The sequence below is a fragment of the Vibrio sp. B1REV9 genome, from assembly GCF_905175395.2.
In the GTDB taxonomy this organism is placed as follows: domain Bacteria; phylum Pseudomonadota; class Gammaproteobacteria; order Enterobacterales; family Vibrionaceae; genus Vibrio; species Vibrio alfacsensis.
This window is the reverse complement of record NZ_HG992745.1, coordinates 1,646,007-1,666,293: the sequence shown is the minus strand read 5'-3', so window position 1 is coordinate 1,666,293 and position 20,287 is coordinate 1,646,007. Positions and strand designations below refer to the sequence as shown.

General features: G+C 44.1%; 20 protein-coding genes, 1 riboswitch and 1 other annotated feature. Of the genes, 4 read left to right on the top strand and 16 right to left on the bottom strand.

Annotated features, from left to right (window positions below; genetic code table 11):
- Positions 1-376: 376 nt before the first annotated feature.
- The 9 genes from hisIE to tet(35) form a co-directional block, all read right to left on the bottom strand.
- The gene (gene hisIE, locus KHN78_RS13185) at positions 377-1,012 is read right to left on the bottom strand and encodes a bifunctional phosphoribosyl-AMP cyclohydrolase/phosphoribosyl-ATP diphosphatase HisIE (protein ID WP_128810638.1); all 636 of its coding nucleotides are present in this window, start codon (positions 1,010-1,012) and stop codon (positions 377-379) included.
- A complete protein-coding gene (gene hisF / locus KHN78_RS13180) occupies positions 1,009-1,782 on the bottom strand; it encodes an imidazole glycerol phosphate synthase subunit HisF (RefSeq protein WP_004749837.1) in 774 nt (257 codons plus the stop codon). Before hisF ends, hisIE begins: the two co-directional genes overlap by 4 nt.
- A complete protein-coding gene (hisA, locus tag KHN78_RS13175; RefSeq protein WP_211916367.1) occupies positions 1,764-2,501 on the bottom strand; it encodes a 1-(5-phosphoribosyl)-5-[(5-phosphoribosylamino)methylideneamino]imidazole-4-carboxamide isomerase in 738 nt (245 codons plus the stop codon). Before hisA ends, hisF begins: the two co-directional genes overlap by 19 nt.
- Positions 2,502-2,513: 12 nt before the next feature.
- Complete coding sequence (hisH, locus tag KHN78_RS13170) at positions 2,514-3,128, bottom strand: imidazole glycerol phosphate synthase subunit HisH (protein ID WP_211916366.1); 615 nt, start codon at positions 3,126-3,128, stop codon at positions 2,514-2,516.
- Between the two features lie 26 nt (positions 3,129-3,154).
- Positions 3,155-4,228: a bifunctional histidinol-phosphatase/imidazoleglycerol-phosphate dehydratase HisB gene (hisB, locus tag KHN78_RS13165; RefSeq protein ID WP_211916365.1), complete on the bottom strand. Its 1,074-nt coding sequence runs from the start codon at positions 4,226-4,228 to the stop codon at positions 3,155-3,157.
- A 70-nt stretch (positions 4,229-4,298) separates the two neighbouring features.
- A complete protein-coding gene (gene hisC / locus KHN78_RS13160) occupies positions 4,299-5,339 on the bottom strand; it encodes a histidinol-phosphate transaminase (protein WP_211916364.1) in 1,041 nt (346 codons plus the stop codon).
- Between the two features lie 12 nt (positions 5,340-5,351).
- On the bottom strand, positions 5,352-6,680 hold the full coding sequence (hisD, locus tag KHN78_RS13155; RefSeq protein ID WP_211916363.1) for a histidinol dehydrogenase: 1,329 nt from the start codon (positions 6,678-6,680) through the stop codon (positions 5,352-5,354).
- 5 nt (positions 6,681-6,685) lie between these two features.
- Entirely contained in the window at positions 6,686-7,582 is an 897-nt protein-coding gene (gene hisG / locus KHN78_RS13150) for an ATP phosphoribosyltransferase (protein WP_211916362.1), read from the bottom strand.
- 52 nt (positions 7,583-7,634) lie between these two features.
- Positions 7,635-7,772 (bottom strand) — a sequence feature (His leader region).
- A gap of 181 nt (positions 7,773-7,953) precedes the next feature.
- The gene (gene tet(35) / locus KHN78_RS13145; RefSeq protein ID WP_211916361.1) at positions 7,954-9,555 is read right to left on the bottom strand and encodes a tetracycline efflux Na+/H+ antiporter family transporter Tet(35); all 1,602 of its coding nucleotides are present in this window, start codon (positions 9,553-9,555) and stop codon (positions 7,954-7,956) included.
- A gap of 109 nt (positions 9,556-9,664) precedes the next feature.
- A riboswitch (Lysine riboswitch) is annotated at positions 9,665-9,845 on the bottom strand.
- A gap of 808 nt (positions 9,846-10,653) precedes the next feature.
- Between tet(35) and KHN78_RS13140 the strand changes: the two genes are divergently transcribed.
- Positions 10,654-11,061, top strand: a complete 408-nt coding sequence (locus KHN78_RS13140; protein WP_211916360.1) for an H-NS family nucleoid-associated regulatory protein — start codon at positions 10,654-10,656, stop codon at positions 11,059-11,061.
- 301 nt (positions 11,062-11,362) lie between these two features.
- On the opposite strand, the gene KHN78_RS13135 is transcribed toward KHN78_RS13140, so the two are convergent.
- Together KHN78_RS13135 and KHN78_RS13130 are read right to left on the bottom strand one after the other, a co-directional pair.
- Positions 11,363-12,667 carry an inosine/guanosine kinase gene (locus KHN78_RS13135; protein ID WP_211916359.1) on the bottom strand — a complete coding sequence of 435 codons (1,305 nt, stop codon included), beginning with the start codon at positions 12,665-12,667 and terminating at the stop codon, positions 11,363-11,365.
- Between the two features lie 117 nt (positions 12,668-12,784).
- On the bottom strand, positions 12,785-13,054 hold the full coding sequence (locus KHN78_RS13130; RefSeq protein ID WP_211916358.1) for a hypothetical protein: 270 nt from the start codon (positions 13,052-13,054) through the stop codon (positions 12,785-12,787).
- Between the two features lie 188 nt (positions 13,055-13,242).
- Here KHN78_RS13130 and mnmA point away from each other — a divergent pair, with 188 nt between their 5' ends.
- From mnmA to purB, 3 genes are all read left to right on the top strand, one after another.
- A complete protein-coding gene (gene mnmA / locus KHN78_RS13125) occupies positions 13,243-14,367 on the top strand; it encodes a tRNA 2-thiouridine(34) synthase MnmA (protein ID WP_211916357.1) in 1,125 nt (374 codons plus the stop codon).
- Between the two features lie 10 nt (positions 14,368-14,377).
- Positions 14,378-14,995: a high frequency lysogenization protein HflD gene (gene hflD, locus KHN78_RS13120; protein ID WP_128810630.1), complete on the top strand. Its 618-nt coding sequence runs from the start codon at positions 14,378-14,380 to the stop codon at positions 14,993-14,995.
- A gap of 152 nt (positions 14,996-15,147) precedes the next feature.
- The gene (purB, locus tag KHN78_RS13115; RefSeq protein WP_211916356.1) at positions 15,148-16,518 is read left to right on the top strand and encodes an adenylosuccinate lyase; all 1,371 of its coding nucleotides are present in this window, start codon (positions 15,148-15,150) and stop codon (positions 16,516-16,518) included.
- Positions 16,519-16,608: 90 nt separating this feature from the next.
- On the opposite strand, the gene KHN78_RS13110 is transcribed toward purB, so the two are convergent.
- The 5 genes from KHN78_RS13110 to KHN78_RS13090 are packed head-to-tail and all read right to left on the bottom strand — an operon-like array spanning position 16,609 to position 20,287.
- Positions 16,609-17,130 (bottom strand): DUF3833 domain-containing protein, encoded by a 522-nt coding sequence (locus KHN78_RS13110; protein ID WP_211916551.1) that lies wholly within the window; start codon positions 17,128-17,130, stop codon positions 16,609-16,611.
- 14 nt (positions 17,131-17,144) lie between these two features.
- Positions 17,145-17,741, bottom strand: a complete 597-nt coding sequence (locus KHN78_RS13105) for a chalcone isomerase family protein (protein ID WP_211916355.1) — start codon at positions 17,739-17,741, stop codon at positions 17,145-17,147.
- A complete protein-coding gene (locus tag KHN78_RS13100; protein ID WP_211916354.1) occupies positions 17,701-18,213 on the bottom strand; it encodes a DUF2878 domain-containing protein in 513 nt (170 codons plus the stop codon). Before KHN78_RS13100 ends, KHN78_RS13105 begins: the two co-directional genes overlap by 41 nt.
- 5 nt (positions 18,214-18,218) lie before the next feature.
- A complete protein-coding gene (locus KHN78_RS13095; RefSeq protein ID WP_211916353.1) occupies positions 18,219-19,475 on the bottom strand; it encodes an SAM-dependent methyltransferase in 1,257 nt (418 codons plus the stop codon).
- The gene (locus KHN78_RS13090; RefSeq protein WP_211916352.1) at positions 19,469-20,287 is read right to left on the bottom strand and encodes a DUF1365 domain-containing protein; all 819 of its coding nucleotides are present in this window, start codon (positions 20,285-20,287) and stop codon (positions 19,469-19,471) included. The genes KHN78_RS13095 and KHN78_RS13090 overlap by 7 nt, the downstream gene beginning before the upstream one ends.

Below are 20,287 nucleotides of genomic sequence, written 5' to 3'. Positions count from 1 at the left end.
GTAAAACAAAGGTCCTAGGATCCTAGGGTTTAGGCCTAAAATTACGGATTACGGATTACGGATTACGGATTACGGATTACGGATTACGGATTACGGATTACGGATTACGGATTACGGATTACGGATTACGGATTACGGATTACGGATTACGGATTACGGATTACGGATTACGGATTACGGATTACGGATTACGGATTACGGATTACGGATTACGGATTATTTTTCGTACACTTAGCGGGTATGTCAACCATTTCCGTATTCTGTAAGCAAAGCGCTCTGTATTCCATAACACTTTCTAAAATAAATGAAGTGCACAAGGCTCCCCGCGCACTCCATCTAGGATCTAGGTCCTATAACCTAGGACCTTTAACTTCCCTTACTTATGACGCTCTTTCAGTTTGTTCACTACATCATTCATCGATAAGCCTTGGTCTTGAAGCAATACCATTAAGTGGTAAATCAAATCTGCTGATTCACACACTAACTCCGCCTTATCGCCCGACGTCGCCGCAAGCGCGACTTCAACGCCTTCTTCGCCCACTTTTTGCGAAATACGCTTGGTGCCACGGGCATAAAGACTGGCGGTATAAGAAGAATCTGGGTCGGCACTCTTGCGGGCAGCCAGTAGCTGCTCAAGTTGATGAAGCCACACCATTTGTGACTCCTCTTGAGGGTCACTATCCCAACAGGTCGTCGTGCCTGTGTGGCAAGTGGGACCAATGGGATTCACTTTCACCAGTAGCGTATCGTTATCGCAATCAAGCTGCATGTTCACCAATTGCAATACGTTGCCGGAGGTCTCACCTTTCGTCCAAAGACGCTGCTTGGTACGAGAGAAAAACGTCACTTGACCCGTTTCACCCGTTTTTGCCAACGCATCTTGGTTCATGTAACCCATCATCAGCACTTGGCTTGATTGAAAATCTTGTACGATGGCAGGTACCAGACCATCCACCTTTTCCCAGTTGATTCGCTCAGCTAGCGAACTTACTTCGGCGGCTTTTACACTCATAGTCGTACCTCAATGCCTTGTTGTTTCAAATACTGCTTTAGTTCACCAATATTGATGACTTGCTTGTGGAATACCGATGCAGCAAGCGCGCCATCCACATTGGCTTTTTGGTAGGCTTCTGCGAAGTGCTCCATGGCACCAGCACCACCCGATGCAATCAATGGTACGTTACATACTTCACGCACCATATTCAGTTGTTCGATGTCGTAGCCGTTACGCACACCATCTTGGTTCATCATGTTCAGTACGATTTCACCAGCGCCGCGTTTTTGTACTTCTTGCACCCAATCACGCGTTTCCCATTGGGTCGCTTTGGTGCGTTCTTCATCACCCGTAAACTGGTAAACCTGATACTTGCCTGTCTCTTTGTCGTAGTATGAATCGATACCAACGACGATACATTGCACACCAAATTTATCAGCAAGGTCAGTAATCAACTGAGGGTTCGCCAGTGCAGGTGAGTTAATCGACACCTTGTCTGCACCAAACTCAAGAATGCGTGCTGCGTCTTCTGCTGATTTAATACCACCAGCGACACAGAAAGGAATATCAATCACTTCTGCAACGCGAGCGACCCAACTTTTATCGACGACACGACCATCACTTGAAGCGGTAATATCGTAGAACACAAGCTCATCAGCGCCTTCTTCTGCATAACGCTGCGCCAGAGGAACGATGTCGCCAATGATTTCGTGGTTGCGGAACTGCACGCCCTTCACTACTTGTCCATCACGAACATCAAGACATGGAATTATTCGCTTTGCCAACATGCAAATGCCTCCTCTGCTGTGAACTTACCATCTAACAGCGCACGACCAACAATTACACCAGCCACACCGCTGCCTTTTAGCGCTTCGATATCTGCTAATGAGCCAATGCCACCTGAAGATTGAAACTGCACTTGTGGATACTGTTTACATAGGTCGACGTAAAGCTCAACGTTTGAGCCCTCTAGCGTACCGTCACGAGAAATGTCCGTACAAAGCACGTGCTGTAGACCGACCGTTAGGTAATCGTTGATTAGAGCTTCGATGGTCACGCCTGAGTCTTCTTGCCAACCAGATATTGCCACTTTACGCGTGCCGTTTTGGTCGATGTTAATGTCTAGCGCGAGAACGATTTTCTCTGCGCCGTATTTTTCCATCCAACCTTTCACAAGCTCTGGTTGTTTTACTGCTGTAGAACCAACGACAACTCGTTGAGCACCGGCTTCTAGCAGATCCATCACGTCTTGCTCTGTACGTACACCACCACCGATTTGGATGTTCGCTGGCGTGCTTGCTAGTAGCTTTGCAATCAAGTCAAGTTGACGTGCTGTCGTGTCTTTCGCGCCAGTTAAATCCACTAAGTGCAGCCAGTTGGCACCTGCTTGGTGGTACAAGTTGAACTGCTCTGCCGGGTCGACTTTGTACTCGGTTACTTGGCCGTAATCACCTTGATAAAGGCGAACCACCTGTCCTTCAATTAAATCAAGAGCTGGAATAATCACACTAAATCCCTTTTATAATTCTAAGAAGTTTTGAATAAGCTTCGCGCCCGCTTTTGAAGAACGCTCAGGGTGGAACTGCACACCGTAGTAGTTGCCACTTTGTACTGCGGCTGTGAACGGGTTGCCGTATTCACATTCAGCAATCGTGTAATCCCCAACTGGCATCGCAAAGCTGTGCACGAAGTAGAAGTACTCACCTTCTTCAATACCTTTGAACAGTGGGTTACCTGCTTTTGCAGACACCGTGTTCCAGCCCATATGCGGCAGCGGTAAGTCGCCGGTCTGTAGCAACTTCACTTCGCCGTCACAAAGTCCAAGACACTCAACTAACTCGTCGGCTTTCTGCCCTTTTTCTTGAGACACTTTGCCCAACAATTGCATGCCTAAACAGATACCTAGTAGCGGCTTCTCTACCTGTTTTACCAAGCTGATAAGATCACGCTCTTCTAGGTTCTTCATCGCTTCACTGGCGGTTCCCACTCCCGGTAGGAATAGTTTGTCTGCGGACAGCACCACTTTTGGGTCTTTTGAAATGGTTACGTCATAGCCCAAACGTTCAATAGCAAACTTCACCGAAGAGACGTTGGCACAGCCAGTATCGATAATGACCACTTTCTGTTCTGTCACTGTTTTTCTCCTTGATAACGTTAGCTTTAAAGAACGCCTTTACTGCTTGGTAGCTCAGTGCCTTCTACTTTGATTGCTTGGCGCAGAGTGCGACCAAACGCTTTAAATAGACTTTCAATGATGTGGTGGTCATTGTTGCCCGCAGAAGACAGGTGCAAAGTACATGCTAATGTGTCAGTCAGAGAGCGGAAGAAGTGAACTACCATCTCTGTTGAAAGGTCACCCACTTGCTCACGGCTAAACTGCGCGTCAAACTTAAGGTAAGGACGACCAGACAGGTCTAGTGCACATTGTGCCAAACACTCATCCATTGGCAGACTAAAGCCAAAGCGGCCAATACCACGTTTGTCACCCAGTGCTTCTTTCAATGCTTGACCCAAAGCAAGAGCGGTATCTTCCACTGTGTGGTGATCATCGATGTGTAGGTCACCTTCCACTTTGCACACCATTTGGAATCCACCGTGCGTCGCGATTTGATCCAGCATGTGGTCAAAGAAACCAAGACCTGTAGAGATGTCATTGCCGCCTTGTTCATCAAGATTAACGAGTACTTTGATGTCCGTTTCTTTTGTGGTGCGAACCACTTCAGCAACGCGTGCCTTCACTGTTAGATCTTTTAGGATCTGTTTCCAACCCATGGTTTCTGGGTTGTATTGAATACCACGAATTGCCATGTTTTCTGCGAGTTGAAGATCGGTTTGACGATCGCCAATCACAACGGAGTTTTGAAAATCAACTTTGCCCCCTTGAAGGTACTCTTTTACCATGCCCAATTTAGGTTTACGGCAAGAGCAGTTATCTTCATTGAAGTGAGGACAAATCAGAACATCATCGAACTTCACACCCTGAGATTCAAAGATCTCCATCATCATATTATGTGGTGCATCAAAGTCTGCTTGTGGGTAACTGTCTGTGCCCAAACCATCTTGGTTCGTTACCATCACTAAGCGGTATCCAGCATCCTGCAACGACAGCAAGCTTGGGATTACAAATGGCTCTAGTTTTAGCTTATCTAAGCGATCTACTTGAAAATCAATCGGCGGCTCAACAATTAAAGTGCCATCGCGGTCGATAAAAAGGATTTTTTGTTGTTTGCCCACTCGAACTTCCTTATTGCTATTCTTTTTGGCGCTCCCGCTATTGAGCGAGAGCGATTCATTCTTTCTTGAACTACGCGTAGTAATTTCTAATAAAACCGAGTGTTTTTTCACACTCGTCACGGTTACCTACGCTAATACGTACGCAATTCTCAATTGGCGAATTACGCAAAATAATGCCAGTATCCCAAGCGGCTTTGAAAAGAGCATTACCATCCGGGAATTTAACCAACAAGTAGTTACCCCACCCCTCGAAAATTTCCAAACCCGGAATCATCGATAGACCAACTTGCAGATAAGCACGGTTTGCATTCAAATCGAGCACTTGATATTTCGCTCGGGCTAACCCCGCTTCAGACAGCGCTTGGATGGCAATTTCTGCGACAGGAACAGGTACTGGATATGGAGCGATAACCTTAAGAAGTACATTAATCAACTCTTCGTTCGCAAGCGTAAATCCGCAGCGTAAACCCGCCAACGCAAAACCTTTCGACAGAGTACGTAGAATGGCTAAGTTTGGGTATTGCGCGAGTAAATCCACCGTGGATGCTTCTGGGCAAAAATCAATATACGCTTCATCCATCACCACAATGGCACGGTCTTTTGTCATCTCAAGCAGAGAGACAATATCTTCACGTTTAACCAAGTTCCCGGTTGGGTTGTTTGGCGAACAGACGAAAACCAATTTAACGTCGTCCAAATTGGCTTCAATACCAGCAAGATCAAGTTGCCAATCTGACGTTAACGGAACGGTTTTGCGCTCCACACCAAAAGTTTCCGCACTGATCGCGTACATACCGTAAGTCGGTGGGCAAAATAAAATTGCATCTTCGCCCGATTCACAGAAAGCGCGAATTAATAGCTCAATCCCTTCATCTGCCCCGCGAGAAGTGAGCGTCTGCTCAGGTTTCACGCCTGCATACGCAGCATAAGCGGAAATCAGTTCTTTCGGCTGACATTCGCTGTAACGATTAAGACGAGCAAAGTCTGTTTTGTATTCGTTGTTGAATGGTGATTCATTCGCATTCAGCCATACATCCCCCGTACCACCGATTCGGCGAGCCGACAAATAAGGGGTAAGTTGTTGGATTTGTTTGCGCGCTAGCTTTTCCATCTCGTTGTCCTCTTACTTTGCTGCCTGGTTTTCGGTACAGGTTAAGGTTTCTGCACGGGTTAACTTTTCAGTACGAATCGTCACGGCACGTTTGTGTGCGTCCAGACCTTCCGCTTCTGCCATGGTAACGACTGTTGGCGCAAGGTTCTTTAGGCCGTCGGCCGACAGCTCTTGTACTGTCATACGCTTAGAAAAATCCGCTAAGCCCAAGCTTGAGTAAGTACGTGTGTAGCCGTAAGTAGGAAGAACGTGGTTAGTGCCTGATGCGTAATCCCCGGCGGATTCTGGCGACCAATCACCAAGGAAGATGGAACCTGCATTATCTAATAGGGGCAGCAGTTCACGAGGGTTCTTGGTTTGTACAATTAAGTGTTCGGGGCCGTAGTAATTTGAGATTGAAACCGCTTGAGTAAGCGATTCAGCAATAATGATCAGACTCGATGCTAATGCTTTTTCAGCAATATCAGCACGAGATAACCCTTTAAGTTGGCGTTGGACAGCATCTGTCACTTGGTCTGCAATAATTGGTGATGGTGTCACCAATACCACTTGTGAATCTGGGCCATGCTCGGCTTGGCTTAAAAGGTCCGCAGCAATGAAGTCTGCATCTGCGGTTTCGTCTGCGAGTACCAATACTTCTGATGGACCCGCAGGCATATCAATCGCTGAGCCGCGAAAGTCATTACTTACCTGACGTTTTGCTTCTGTTACGTACGCATTACCTGGACCAAAGATCTTATCGACTTTCGATACGGTCTCAGTACCGTATGCCATCGCTGCAACGGCTTGACCTCCACCGACGTTATACACTTCATCGATGCCACACAGTTTCGCTACATAAAGGATCTCGTCAGCGATAGGAGGTGGAGAACAAAGCACTACTTTGCGACAACCTGCAATTTTTGCAGGGACACCAAGCATCAAAACCGTTGATGGTAATGGCGCACTGCCACCAGGGATGTACAAACCCACTTTTTGAATTGGGCGTGTCACTTGTTCACAAAGCACTCCCGGTTGAGTTTCTACTTTTATTGGCTGTGGCTTTTGCGCTTTGTGAAACTTTGAAATATTCTCATAAGCTTGCTCCAATGCGCTTTTCATCTTGTCAGAAAGACGCGCTGAAGCTTCATCAATTTCTTGAGCCGATACGCGTATCGATTCCGGCTTCACGCGGTCAAACTTCTCGGTCAACTCAACTAATGCGGCATCACCTTCTTTACGAACTTTCGCAATAATTTCTGAAACTGCAGCGGTAATACTCACACCTTCCGTTATCGCAGGACGTTCTAGAATCGAATCTTGTTGCGTTTCACTCAGCGATTGCCATACAACTGTTCTCATCGCTATTACTCCATCATTTTTTCAATTGGCAATACTAGAATTGAGCTTGCACCTAATTCTTTTAGCTGTTCCATCGTTTCCCAGAATAGGTTTTCAGTACTCACCAAGTGAACAGCAACTTTTTGCTTATCTGCAGACAAAGGTAAAACCGTTGGGTCTTCTGCACCAGGTAACAGGGCTTTAATTTGATCCAATTTATCCGCAGGTGCGTGCAACATGATGTACTTCGACTCTTTTGCTTGCTGTACGCCTTGCATGCGTGTCAGAAGTTTTTCAATAAGAGCAACTTTATCCGCATCAAATTCACCAGTGCGTTGAATCAACGTCGCTTTTGATTTGAAGATAACCTCTGCTTCTTTTAGCCCGTTCGCTTCTAATGTCGCCCCCGTAGATACCAAGTCAGCGATTGCATCGGCAAGGCCCGCACGGGGAGCCACTTCAACAGAACCAGTCAGCATACACGTTGAAAACGAGACGCCTGATTTGTCCATATATGCTTTTAATAGCTGCGGATAAGTCGTTGCAATACGTTTACCAGCAAGATCTTGAGGCCCGTTATATTCTTCGTCTTTATCGATAGCAATAGACAAACGACAACCACCAAAATCAAGACGACGAAGTTGAACAAACTCGCTAGGCTCGCCTAATGCTTTGCGATCCAGACGAACTTCTTCAAGTTCATTTTCACCAATAAAGCCTAGGTCGACCACACCATCCATAATTAGGCCTGGAATATCGTCATCACGAACTAAAAGTAAGTCAATTGGCATATTTTCTGAATGAACGACCAATCGCTCACCCATGATATTGAATTTCACGCCACATTTTTTCAGTAGAGCTTGGCTCTCTTTACTAAGGCGACCTTTTTTCTGAATGGCAATTCTTAAGCGTTGTGTTTGCATTACTTTATCCCTGTGCAAATTCGATATTTGAAATATTTTATAAATCAGTAAAACTAAAAAACCCTCGGGAGAAGTTAGTCTCCCGAGGGTTTAAAATCTGTGTTTAATTTGATTTTACCTCCGGGAGTTTCCTATCTCCCGGGTATGCGTGCATCTCCCGAAAGACTAGGCTGGGTGATGATGGTGATGAATGTTCATTCCTAAATTACGCATACTTATTTCAAGGCTCTTCTCTATTGCTTTGTTAGTATCCACACTAACCAAGCTGATTACTTTTTTCAACCATTAATTTAAAAAAATTCTAATTTGTATAATACAAATAAAAAAGGGAGGCCTAAGCCTCCTATTGTTTTAATCTTTAAATCAATTAATTACGCATTCTGACACGATGTCATTTTAGACTTAGAAAGCCATGACAATACTGTACAAACGACAGCAAAAGTGATCGATGCTGCAATGAAAGAGAATGCGATAGATGCTGTCATGCCTAGAACAATGAAGCCTACACATGAAACCAACGCAACAGATAATGCATAAGGCAACTGAGTCGATACGTGATCAATGTGGTTACAACGCGCACCTGTCGATGAAAGAATGGTCGTGTCCGATATTGGCGAACAGTGATCACCAAATACGGCACCAGCAAGCACAGAACTTAGCATAGGTAGCATTAATGCAATGTCTGTTGCCCCCGCCATATCGCCCGCGATAGGAAGCATAATGCCAAACGTACCCCATGAAGTCCCCGTTGAGAACGCCATTAGGCCAGACAACAAGAATAGAATAACAGGCAGCCAATGAGGGTTGATGTTGCCTTGCGCCATTGTCGATAGGTACGAACCCGTCTTCATGTCACCGATAACAGAACCGATGGTCCAAGCAAATACAAGAATGAGAATAGCACCAAACATCGACTTTGCACCAATCCAAAGCGTGCGAGCGATCTCTGCCATTGGAATGCCTTGCTTAAAGACCGTAAATAGTGCAACAGCAAGCCCAAGTAAACTACCGTAGACGAGCGACGTACCAACGTCGGTATTCTCAAATGCACCTAAAAGTACAAATTCTTTGCCATCAGCTGCTAATGCTTGACCACCCGTGTAAAGCATAGCGGTAATAGTTGCGACGATCAGCGTGATGATAGGCAGCACGAGGTCTGAAACCTTACCTTTCTCGCTTTCACGGATATCCAACTCTTCGTTTAGCTCGTGTGCTTCTTGAGTGTCGTTTTCTTTGTCTTTGTCGAAACCGCGACCTTGAGACGCTGCGATTTCGTGATCGCGCATTTTACCGATGTCTAAACCAAACCATGCAACTGCAAACACCATTAATAGTGCGAATACAGCATAAAAGTTCATTGGAATTAGACGAACGTAAGCACCTAGCGCCGAGTACTCAGTCACGCCGTGAGAAACTAAAATACCGCCGATAATCGTGATGATGTAAGCACCCCAGCTAGAAGCAGGCATAATCACACACATTGGCGCTGCCGTTGAGTCTAGAATGTAGGCAAGTTTAGCGCGAGATACATAGAAGCGGTCTGTTACCGGACGAGAGATCGCACCAACAGCAAGGCTATTAAAGTAATCGTCGACAAAAATGAATACGCCTAAGAAAGCTGCAAGAAGTTTAGAGCCACGTTTACTTTTTACTCGAGTTTGTGCCCACTCAGCGAAAGCGCGTGTGCCGCCAGAAAGTGTGAGCAAAGCCGTTGTCATACCTAGCAGGATTAGGAAAGCGACGATACTCATGTTCCAAGTGTTAATACCGCCATCTTCAATAAAGACAGAAGAAACTTGTGAACTCACATAACCTATCGTGTTACCGACAGACCAATCGTTAAGTAGGATCGCTCCGAGAACGATACCCACACCAAGAGAAACTAATACGCGTCGAGTTAAAATCGCCAGTGTCAGTGCGACAATAGGCGGCAATAACGAAACAGGAGAATGTGCAAAATCTAATAAATTCATGATCTTCAAAAACCAAAGTTTGGCTAGAGATCTACTGCAGACAAGACACGTGGCATACGGCACGTGCTCATGTTGAACTTAGCGACAGGGAAGCGAACACTCCACCCAACCCTACAGTAGCGCTCCATAGTTTAATGTTAATATACTATGGCAGTGTTGTTCCTTTCGGAGTCAACCCCAGCAAGTGGGTTCGATAAACCACTTACTTCGGCAATCTTCGCCTTCCACTATTATTCATTGGCATCACCCCAATAATAGCTACTCTTCGAGACTGCACCTCTACGGCAACAACAAACAATCAACCATTAATTATACAAATTAACAACATTTTGTCTGCAACATTGCATCAGGTAACAGCCATTGTACTCATGAAGACCTACAATGCAACACATCAATCTAAATTTAGTGAATAGTTAATTGCCCTTATGATTTACCAATGAAATATAAGAAGCTGATATACCCAACACATGCTTACAACCGCTCACATGTTTATAGCTATTGGTATAGGTTATATAGCTAACGGTATTCGGCTATATGGCAAAGTACTCATAAGATTGAGCTGATTTTTTGACATTTGTGTATCTCTTGCTGATAAGCAACATTAATACCTACTCTATGAAGCCAAAATTAGCCCTCTTAGTTCCAAGCTCGATGTATTTCTTATTCGACCTGCTAATTTGAGATCGCAACACTATTTTTTATGAAACAAAGTAACTATCTTTCACACGTTAGTTTCTAACCTTGAATTAAATGGGTAGACAGTACAAAGATAATTCGCTGCTATTTCTTGTAACTAAGTGTGATTTTTTCTTATTACTAAGCTTAATTTTACCACTCAACCGCGACACACATGATATACAAAATGAGTACTACCCCTATCTATATAGAGCATTTAGGCCTATAAACCGTAAAGATTTTCTACTATTCCAATTTAATATTGATTTATTGCTAAAAAAAACAATCTAAATCTCAAATTAGTATTTGCACATATTCTAAAGATAACGTTAAATATAAAGACTGTTTTTATTTATCGTTCGGCATTTGTGAATCATAAAGATTCCCAATGCTTGGCAATCTCACCTATTAATAGGAATCGTTATGTCTGAGCTGACTAAAACACTTCTAAATATCCGTAGCCTTCGTGCATTTTCTCGTGAGCTGACTCTAGAACAATTGGAAGAAGCTCTAGATAAACTGACTATCGTTGTTCAAGAGCGTCAAGAATCTGAAGAAGCTGATCGCGCAGCACAAGCTGAGCAAGAAGCGAAAATGGCTGCAATTGCAGAACAAATCGCAAAAGATGGCATCGACGTTGAAGCTCTAATCAGCGCACTAGCTGGTGAAACTAAGACTAAAGCAAAAGGTAAACGTGCTCCACGCCCAGCTAAATACAAATACGTAGATAGCAACGGTGACGAAAAAACTTGGACAGGTCAAGGCCGTACTCCATCAGCAATCCAAGAACAACTTGATGCTGGTAAATCACTAGATGAATTCTTACTTTAAATGTGATTAAAGATTTAAAAGGCTTCCGATGGAAGCCTTTTTTTATACCCATTCAAATAATAGTATTCTCGCTGTGAGAGCTAATGCTACTGATAGTTTCATTATATAGATTGAAACTAGATGCATTGGTGTGAATTTTCATTCAACCTCTATAAGAAGTTGTCTTACCAAGAGATTGAATAACTATTTATCTGAATCCATGATGGGTTTTATAAAACAATAAAAATGGCGCATTAAAAAATGCGCCATTTTCATCTCTGATACTTTTTACAATCAAAAGCCATCGAACACTCTAAGAGTATTAACGCTCCCAGTATGCTTCTTCCAAGCTATCTTCACGCTCAGGAAGACCACGAGAAAGACGTGGAGAATGCTGCACTAACACTTCGTAACTCGCGCGGTTTGCGTATTTACAAACTTGAGAGAACGAAGAGTAAGTTAAATACTCATTGCTGTGCTTGCTTGAGTTAGGCACATTTTCTTTGTGGTATTTATTTGCGGCCATATCGTGAAGTACTGCTGATAGTGCTGCATCGCCTGCACCATTGGTGTTCTTGATTTTCTCAGGACCACCCATGTATGGAGAGATATGTGAATAAACTTTAATTGCATTTTCACAAGCTTCTTTCTTAGCAGGACGGCTGAATTCGTAACGGTTAAACTCTGCAACAGAACCAGGAAGCAGTGGCAATGAGGTTTCGCGTTTCGCACTATCTTCAGTGTAACCCGCCATAAATAAACCAACAGGGCCCGCGGTACATAAAACCAAATCTGCCCACTCTAGTGTCTTATCTGACGCAGCTAGTGGATCTGACTCACCTGTTAGTGCTTCTGCTTCATCTTCGTTCATCGCAACCACAGAAACATGGTCACGAATAAATTCTTGCCAGAATGTAGGATCATCTTGAATGACAAATTTGGTGCCCAACGTTAATACGACAGGAACATCATGCTTTTTCGCGAAGTCGATCGCACGCATGGTTGCTTCAGGCATTGGATCACCTTCTTTGCAACGAACAAGGTATGCCGTCAAAACAAGTGCAGAGGCACTTTTGAAAATTTTCTCAGGAATATTGTCTGGGTGAAGTTGGTTCATTTGACCTTCGCTGATCGCAAAAGTACGCTCACCATCTTCGGTAATTAGCGCAAAGCAGCGACCGATTGCACCCTCGACGCCCTGTAGGTAATTCAAATCCATACGGCTTGAGGTGTTACATAGGTAACGGTAACCGTAGCTGCCAATTTTGATATCCTGACTCATTACCCCTAAAAGTGTCGAGCGGTCATCCGCTAGCACAGAGTAGTTGTGTAACGTGTTACCGATCGTTCCGCCTGCATACTCATTAGTAATTAGGTTTTCTTCTTTTAATTGTTGATAAAGCGCTTCAGCAGTCGCATCATCAATAACCAACGAGTGTCCTTTACTCAAACCGTACTTTTCAATCACATCCGTTGTAACTTTCGCTTCAATATCTACCAAGGTCTGATCAATACCGATGATGTGAGTGCGCGTCATCTTCTTGCTTTCTTGTGCTTGGCTCACCAAAGGGTCACGAGCATGAACAGGAAAGTAGTGCTTCGATTTGCGTTGTCCAGGAAATTTCATATTGTTAGTCTGAGTCAGGGATGAAAAGGAGAACGGATTCTATACCGCAGACAATAAAGCAGCAATAAAAGCAATTATAGCAAACGTTTGCCGCTTATATTTTTGTTCTCTGGCCCGTTATTCGCCCTCCATAAAGCCCAAATCAGGCAATTGATTTAGATGTTCTGTATAACGTTTTAAATTAAACTCACCGTCATTTTTCATGACATCAAATACCTCAATTGACATTGCACAGGCCATCATCGCCACTGCATCTTCACGTGGTGTACCTTTCATCATTAAGCGCATTAAGGTTTCTTTTACTTTTAGTGGGTTGCCGTCTTCCAGTTGATTCTCAACAATTTCGATCAACTCAGCTTCTTGCATAAATTGGTTTTCTTCCGTCATTTGAATTTTCCTCTTGGATTTTGGCCAACTATGCCATATATACCCACTCTATACTTATGAAATTACCGACTCGTGATGCTATTAGCTTAAAATGTAGCAAATCGAAGTGTGATTTCGATCTCGGATCTGTCACCGGCCTGTGGATTCTGGTAGAATCTGCGTCCCGTTTATTTAAGTGGTGTTTAGTAATGTCTGATAACAGCCAAAAGAAAGTCATCGTCGGTATGTCCGGCGGCGTTGATTCATCTGTTTCTGCGTATCTTCTAAAGCAGCAAGGCTACCAAGTGGAAGGCCTGTTCATGAAGAACTGGGAAGAGGATGACAACGAAGAATATTGTACAGCAGCAGAAGATCTTGCTGATGCTCAGGCAGTATGTGACAAGCTGGGCATTCACCTACACACCATCAACTTTGCTGCTGAATACTGGGACAACGTATTTGAGTATTTCCTTGCAGAATACAAAGCAGGTCGTACACCAAACCCAGATATTCTTTGTAACAAAGAAATCAAGTTCAAGGCATTCCTAGAGTTCGCTGATGAAGTGCTTGATGCGGATTACATTGCAATGGGTCACTATGTGCGTCGTTCTTTCCCTGAAAACGGTGAAAAACCACAAATGCTACGTGGTCTCGATGGCAATAAAGATCAAAGCTACTTCCTCTATACACTGAGCCATGAGCAAATTGCTCGCAGCCTATTCCCTGTTGGCGATTTAGAGAAACCTGAAGTACGTCGAATCGCAGAAGAGCAAGGCCTGATTACAGCGAAGAAAAAAGACTCAACGGGTATCTGTTTTATCGGCGAGCGTAAATTCACTGAGTTCCTTGGTAAATACCTGCCAGCTCAACCTGGCAACATTGAAACACCAGAGGGTGAAGTTATTGGTCAACACCAAGGTTTGATGTACCACACGCTAGGTCAGCGTAAAGGTCTGCATATTGGTGGCCGTAAAGGCGGTGGCGGTAACGAAGATCCATGGTTCGTTGGTGAGAAAGACCTAAAACGTAACGTTTTGATCGCAGTACAAGGTAAAGATCATCCGATGTTGAAATCAGAAGGTCTACTTGCATCACAACTTCACTGGGTCGACCGTGAGCCAATTCGCGATGTTATGAAGTGTACAGTGAAAACACGTTACCGTCAGGAAGATATTCCTTGTACAATCATCCCTATCGATGATGAAAACATTAAAGTGATCTTTGATGAACCGCAAATTGCTGTTACACCTGGTCAATCAGCGGTGTTCTATAAAGATGACGTATGCCTAGGTGGCGGCATTATCGAGCAACGTATTAAATATTCTCAAGCTTAGGAGTCGTTACGTGGCGAATACACTTTATGACCGTACTATCGCTTTTGCAGGTATCTGCCAAGCTGTTGCATTGGTTCAACAAGCAGCGAAAAACGGACATTGTGATCAAGATGCCTTTGAAACGTCAATTAAAGCCATTATCAATACAAACCCAGCGAACACCATCGGTGTTTTCGGTCGCGAGGCCGATTTAAAGCTGGGGCTTGAATGCTTAGTGAAAGGGATTGATAGCACTCCAGCTGGAAGTGAAGTTACTCGCTACATCATTAGCTTAATGGCATTAGAACGCAAGCTAACGAGCCGCAATGATGCGATGTCACAACTTGGTGATCGCATCAAAATGGCCCAGCGTCAAACGGAACATTTTGAATTGCTAGATGATCAAATGATCAGCAACTTAGCAAGCATTTACTTGGATGTTGTCAGCCCTATCGGACCGCGTATTCAAGTAACCGGAACACCATCTGTACTGCAACAGACCTCTAACCAACACAAAGTTCGTGCGTTGTTGTTATCAGGTATTCGCTGCGCAGTACTTTGGCGTCAAGTTGGTGGCAAGCGCCGCCATTTGATCTTCGGCCGCAAAAAGATGGTCGAGCAAGCTCAAATACTCCTTGCTCGCATGTAAGATGGTTCGGAACAAGCAGCTCGCGTTTACCGCGAGCTCATTTTTTTGACCAAAACAAATCTCGCGCAAACGATTGCGCAATATTCGTGACAATTGCCACAGTTATTGGTATAAAGCTCACGAAATTTAGAAACCCAATTCAGGAGAACATCATGGAACTGTCAGCATTGACTGCTGTTTCACCAGTAGACGGCCGTTACGGAAGCAAGACAATTGCGTTACGCGAAATTTTCAGTGAATACGGTTTATTGAAGTACCGTACTATCGTTGAGATCCGCTGGCTTCAAAAGCTTGCTGCTACTGCTGAAATTGCAGAAGTGCCAGCATTTAGCGCGGAAGCAAATCAATTCCTAGACGACCTTGCTGCAAACTTCTCTGAAGAAGACGCGCTACGCATCAAAGAGATCGAGCGTACAACAAACCACGACGTTAAAGCGGTTGAATACTTCTTAAAAGAAAAAGTAGCTGACGTTCCTGAACTGCACGCTGTAAACGAGTTCTTCCACTTTGCATGTACTTCTGAAGACATCAACAACACTTCACACGCTCTAATGCTTAAAGAAGCGCGTGAGACAGTGATTCTTCCAGAAATTCGCAATCTAATTGATGCAATCAAAGCACTTGCTGTTGAATACCGCGATATTCCTCTTCTATCTCGTACACACGGTCAGCCAGCATCTCCATCTACGATGGGTAAAGAAATGGCAAACGTGGCGTACCGTATGGAGCGTCAATTTAAGCAAATCGAAAACGTTGAAATTCTAGCTAAAATCAATGGCGCGGTAGGTAACTACAATGCGCACCTTTCAGCTTACCCTGAACTAGATTGGCATAAGTTTTCTGAAGAGTTCATCACAGAGTCTCTTGGTGTAACTTGGAACCCTTACACAACTCAAATCGAACCACACGATTACATCGCTGAACTGTTCGACGCGGTTGCTCGCTTCAACACAATCCTGATTGACTTCGACCGTGACGTTTGGGGTTACATTGCACTAGGCCACTTCAAGCAAAAAACCATTGCTGGTGAGATCGGTTCTTCAACAATGCCTCACAAAGTTAACCCAATCGACTTTGAAAACTCAGAGGGTAACTTAGGTCTTGCGAATGCAGTATTCGGCCACCTAGCACAGAAACTGCCTATCTCTCGTTGGCAACGTGACCTAACGGATTCAACGGTTCTACGTAACCTTGGTGTGGGTGTTGGCTACGCAATCATCGCTTATACTTCTACGCTTAAAGGCATTAGCAAACTAGAAGTAAACCGTGAAGCGCTTCTTGCTGAACTAGACAGAAACTGGGAAGTACTAGCAGAGCCTGTACAAACCGTAATGCGTCGTTACGGCATCGAGAAGCCATACGAGAAGCTAAAAGAGCTAACTCGTGGTAAGCGTGTAGACGGCGAAGCAATGCGTAATTTCATCGACGGTCTTGAGCTTCCTGAACACGAGAAAGCTCGTCTTAAAGAGATGACGCCTGCGAACTACATCGGTCAAGCAATCGAGCTTACCGACAAGCTATAATCTCCGGATGCTAGCTTAAATAACAAAGGTTGACGTTTTCTCGTCAACCTTTTTTGTTTCGTACATCACATATTGAGACCGTTAGTGGCATTAACGCTGTTTTTGGAAAAACAACGTGATTGTCCCTACCTCGACGCCAAACTTTTTGATTTTGGTAAGGTTAAATACATGGTGCTCGTCTTGACGATAGAGCCAATCATCAAACGACACGGTAATGGTCGAATCATCCAACTTTAGCTCGAAATCGTACTGCCACTGTAGCGCGTTACCCACCTCTTTACCGGTGGCGACACCGATAATGTCATCGGCTTTGCCTTGATAGCGTCCGTTTTCTAGTTTGGTTATCACCCAAATGCGTTGGTCTAGCTCGCCATCATCGAAAACAAAATCTTCCACAAGCGTCAATTCTCTGCCATCGACCGTGCCTACTATTTCAACTTCGAAGCGACGAGTTTGCTTCTCGGTATAGTCTTGTACCATACCCCATGCTTTTACATTCCCCTCAAAATAGCCAAACAAGTCGAACGTTGGCGCAGCTGCCTGGTAATTATCAATGTCGGCTGAACAAGCACCCAATAATATTGCAGTGGCGACAACCGATGTTTTGATCATTCGTTTAAATAGTTTCACTGCCTAACCTGCCCGATGAGTTGTTTGCGAAGTCTAGGAAATTCTGTTTGTGGAGATAACCAAATGGAAAGAAATGCATCATTAAGACGCTCATCATTAATATAACCCACCGTTTGGTATGGCTTGGCACCCGCTTGACGGTATATAAGTTGCCCTGTTTTACCGTCTGTCAAATAGGTTAGTTCGTCACCTTTATTGATATTTGGAAACATAGTAGTGAGTTCCAAAAGCCACTGCTGGCGAAAGGATTGCGTGAAACCTAATTTCTGCCACTGCTCGTCTGTCACATCCAAAAGTTGTTGTTTACTTATGTCACGCTGATAATTGATTTCTAAAGCAAAGGCATGTGGCGAGACATCGCTCGATACCAGATACTGACCATCTGGCGCTTTCAATGTTGATTTATATACATCAAAAATGAACCACGTTAATTGTGCTTCTCCAACGGTTTGCCATTGTTGCCAATCAGGTTGAACGCTCTGCTGGCGATTGTCCGAGATAGTCTGGGCTTGTAAAGACGTCACACCAAGTAATAACGTTAACAACACTCCATCAGTCAGTTTCTGTTTCCAATTTCTTTTCAAGCTCTTCATTTCCGTACACCTTGAGTATCACAAGTATCATCACACACCATTGTGCAAACAAAATGGCGAGAGTAACGCTCGTGCTGAATCCAAATTCAACGGCTTGGAGTTTAAAACCAGCAAAATAACTGATCGTTCCTCCGATACCACCTACTAGTGATACGTAGGGTTTGGGGAAACGGTACAAAATGGACTTGAGTTGGTACGAATACCAAGAAAACATGACCCATAGGCATAACAGCCAAATCGGTAGCCATTGTGTTGAAAAAACAAGAATTGAGAATTGTTGGTTTATGGTATCAAGCACCAAACCAGCCACCGTGATGATACTGATACTTTTCAGTGAATGTGCATCCGCTCTAATGCAGTAAATGAGGGTCACCAAAGTAAGTATCAACGTTAGCCACTGCCATTGATAGGTTCCAAGCACGGCAGCGAACCAGCAGAGTTGGAACCATGTCGAAGCAAGCAACAATTTCATGACGACTAAGGGCGCTGAAATGTCATGTGTACTGCACTGATGGTACGAGCCAAAAAGCCGCCCTCGCAATAGCTTAAGTAATAGCGCCACATTCGCACAAAGCGATCATCATAACCAAATGAGCGTACTTCGACTTCCGCCTGGTTAAAGCGGTAATGCCATGCATTGAGTGTTTTGGCATAATCTAAACCTATATCGAACAAATCCCGTACCACTAAATCACTGTATTTAGTTGAAGCTTGTGTCAATGAAGTAACGGATGGTAAGAACCCGCCAGGAAATATATATTTTTGAATAAAATCGACATTATTACTGTAATAATCGTATCGTTGATCGGCAATGGTAATTGCTTGTATTGCCATCAGACCGCCCGATTTAAGTAAAGATTCACACTTCTTAATATAAGAGGGGAGAAACTGTTTCCCAACCGCTTCGATCATCTCTATCGATACCAATTTATCGTAGGTTCCAGTGAGATCTCGATAATCTTCTTTCAACAAAATAATCTTATCGGATAACCCTCGCTCAATAATTTGCTGCCCCGCATAAGCATGTTGCTCTTCTGAAATCGTCGTTGTCGTCACGCGGCAGCCATATTGTTCTGCCATATAAATAGCCATCGCGCCCCAACCTGTACCAATTTCTATCACATGATCATTTGCGTTTAATTCGAGTTGTTGACACAAACGGTCCATCTTGTTGATTTGCGCCTGCTCTAAAGAGTCTGAGGACTGATTATAAAGAGCGGAAGAATAAAGCATGTTGGGATCAAGAAACGATTTATACAGATCGTTACCCAGATCGTAATGCGCATGAATATTTTTGCGTGAGTTCTCTTGTGAGTTGCGATTGGTCCAATGGCTAAATTTATAGAGTATTCGAGTAAGCCAGTTCCCCTGTTCCTCTAAACGATCCAGTGCCCGCATATTCAGCGCCATCAGTTTCATCAAAGCTGTCAAATCTGGGCTGTCCCACCAGCCATCCATGTATGCTTCTCCTGCTGCGATGCTTCCGCCTTGAAGTATTCTTGAGTAAAACCCAGGGTGTTTTACTTCAATCGTCGCAGCTATCGGGTCTCCTTTGTATTCCCCATTTGGTGTAGAAAAGCGTTCACTGCGCTCCGTCGTTTCTGTTTTAAAGCTTTCAATTACCGTCAGGCAGCCTATTTCCATTTTGTGTAAACATTGAAATAGAACTCCGCGAGCCGCTTTTTGTGTCGTTGTTAGTTCACGCGGCATTGCCATAGAAGTTGTATTTAACATGCAGAGTTCTCCTTATGCTTTTTCTTTTTATCATCAACTACCGTTTCATTACTTTCTGCTTCATCCGAATTTTCAAATTTGGGGTGAGAGTAAAACGGTACGCCTTTAATCCATAATTTAAGAGCGTGCCAATAAATGCCAACCATTACTTTTACCGTCTGGATTGGCGTAACGATCAAGCATTTCAATAAGGTTTTGCTAGAAAGTGGCTTGGCTTTCATAGCCATCGTCGCATCGAAGTGTTTTTTCCCCTTGTGACATTCAAGATGCACATTCAGCTTGTCTGTCAAAGGTCTAATCTTCCAGCGGTAAAGTTGGTCAATCGGATTGAATGGCGATACATGGAACGCTTTATCTTGTTCCCAGCCAAACTCTTCATCGTCTTTATCTGCCGCTATCGCGTAATAATGTCGTTCATTCCAAGGGGTATTACTCACCTCAGCAAGAAGATATTTCCATTCGTCTTCCTTGCTATAAACGTAGTAGAAATTCACCGGGCTGAAATAGAGCCCTAAATAACGCAGGTGACATACTGCGATAACTTTGCCGGTACAGCGAACTCCTGTCAGTTGCTCCACTTTGTTTTGCACTGCCGACTTAACGCAACCCTCGCCAATATAATCACTTCGCTTAAAGCGTGCCCAGTGCCACCAGTGTGAACCAAAACCCCAGACTTTCTTCTCTAGGGCATCAAGCTCGTCCAAATCAATGGCAGGCATAAACAGTGAGTAGTTCAACTCATGATTCACAGGAGTAAATCGGCGATGGCGAACATTGCCTATAAACAATCGGCTGTTCATTCGACTCTCCAT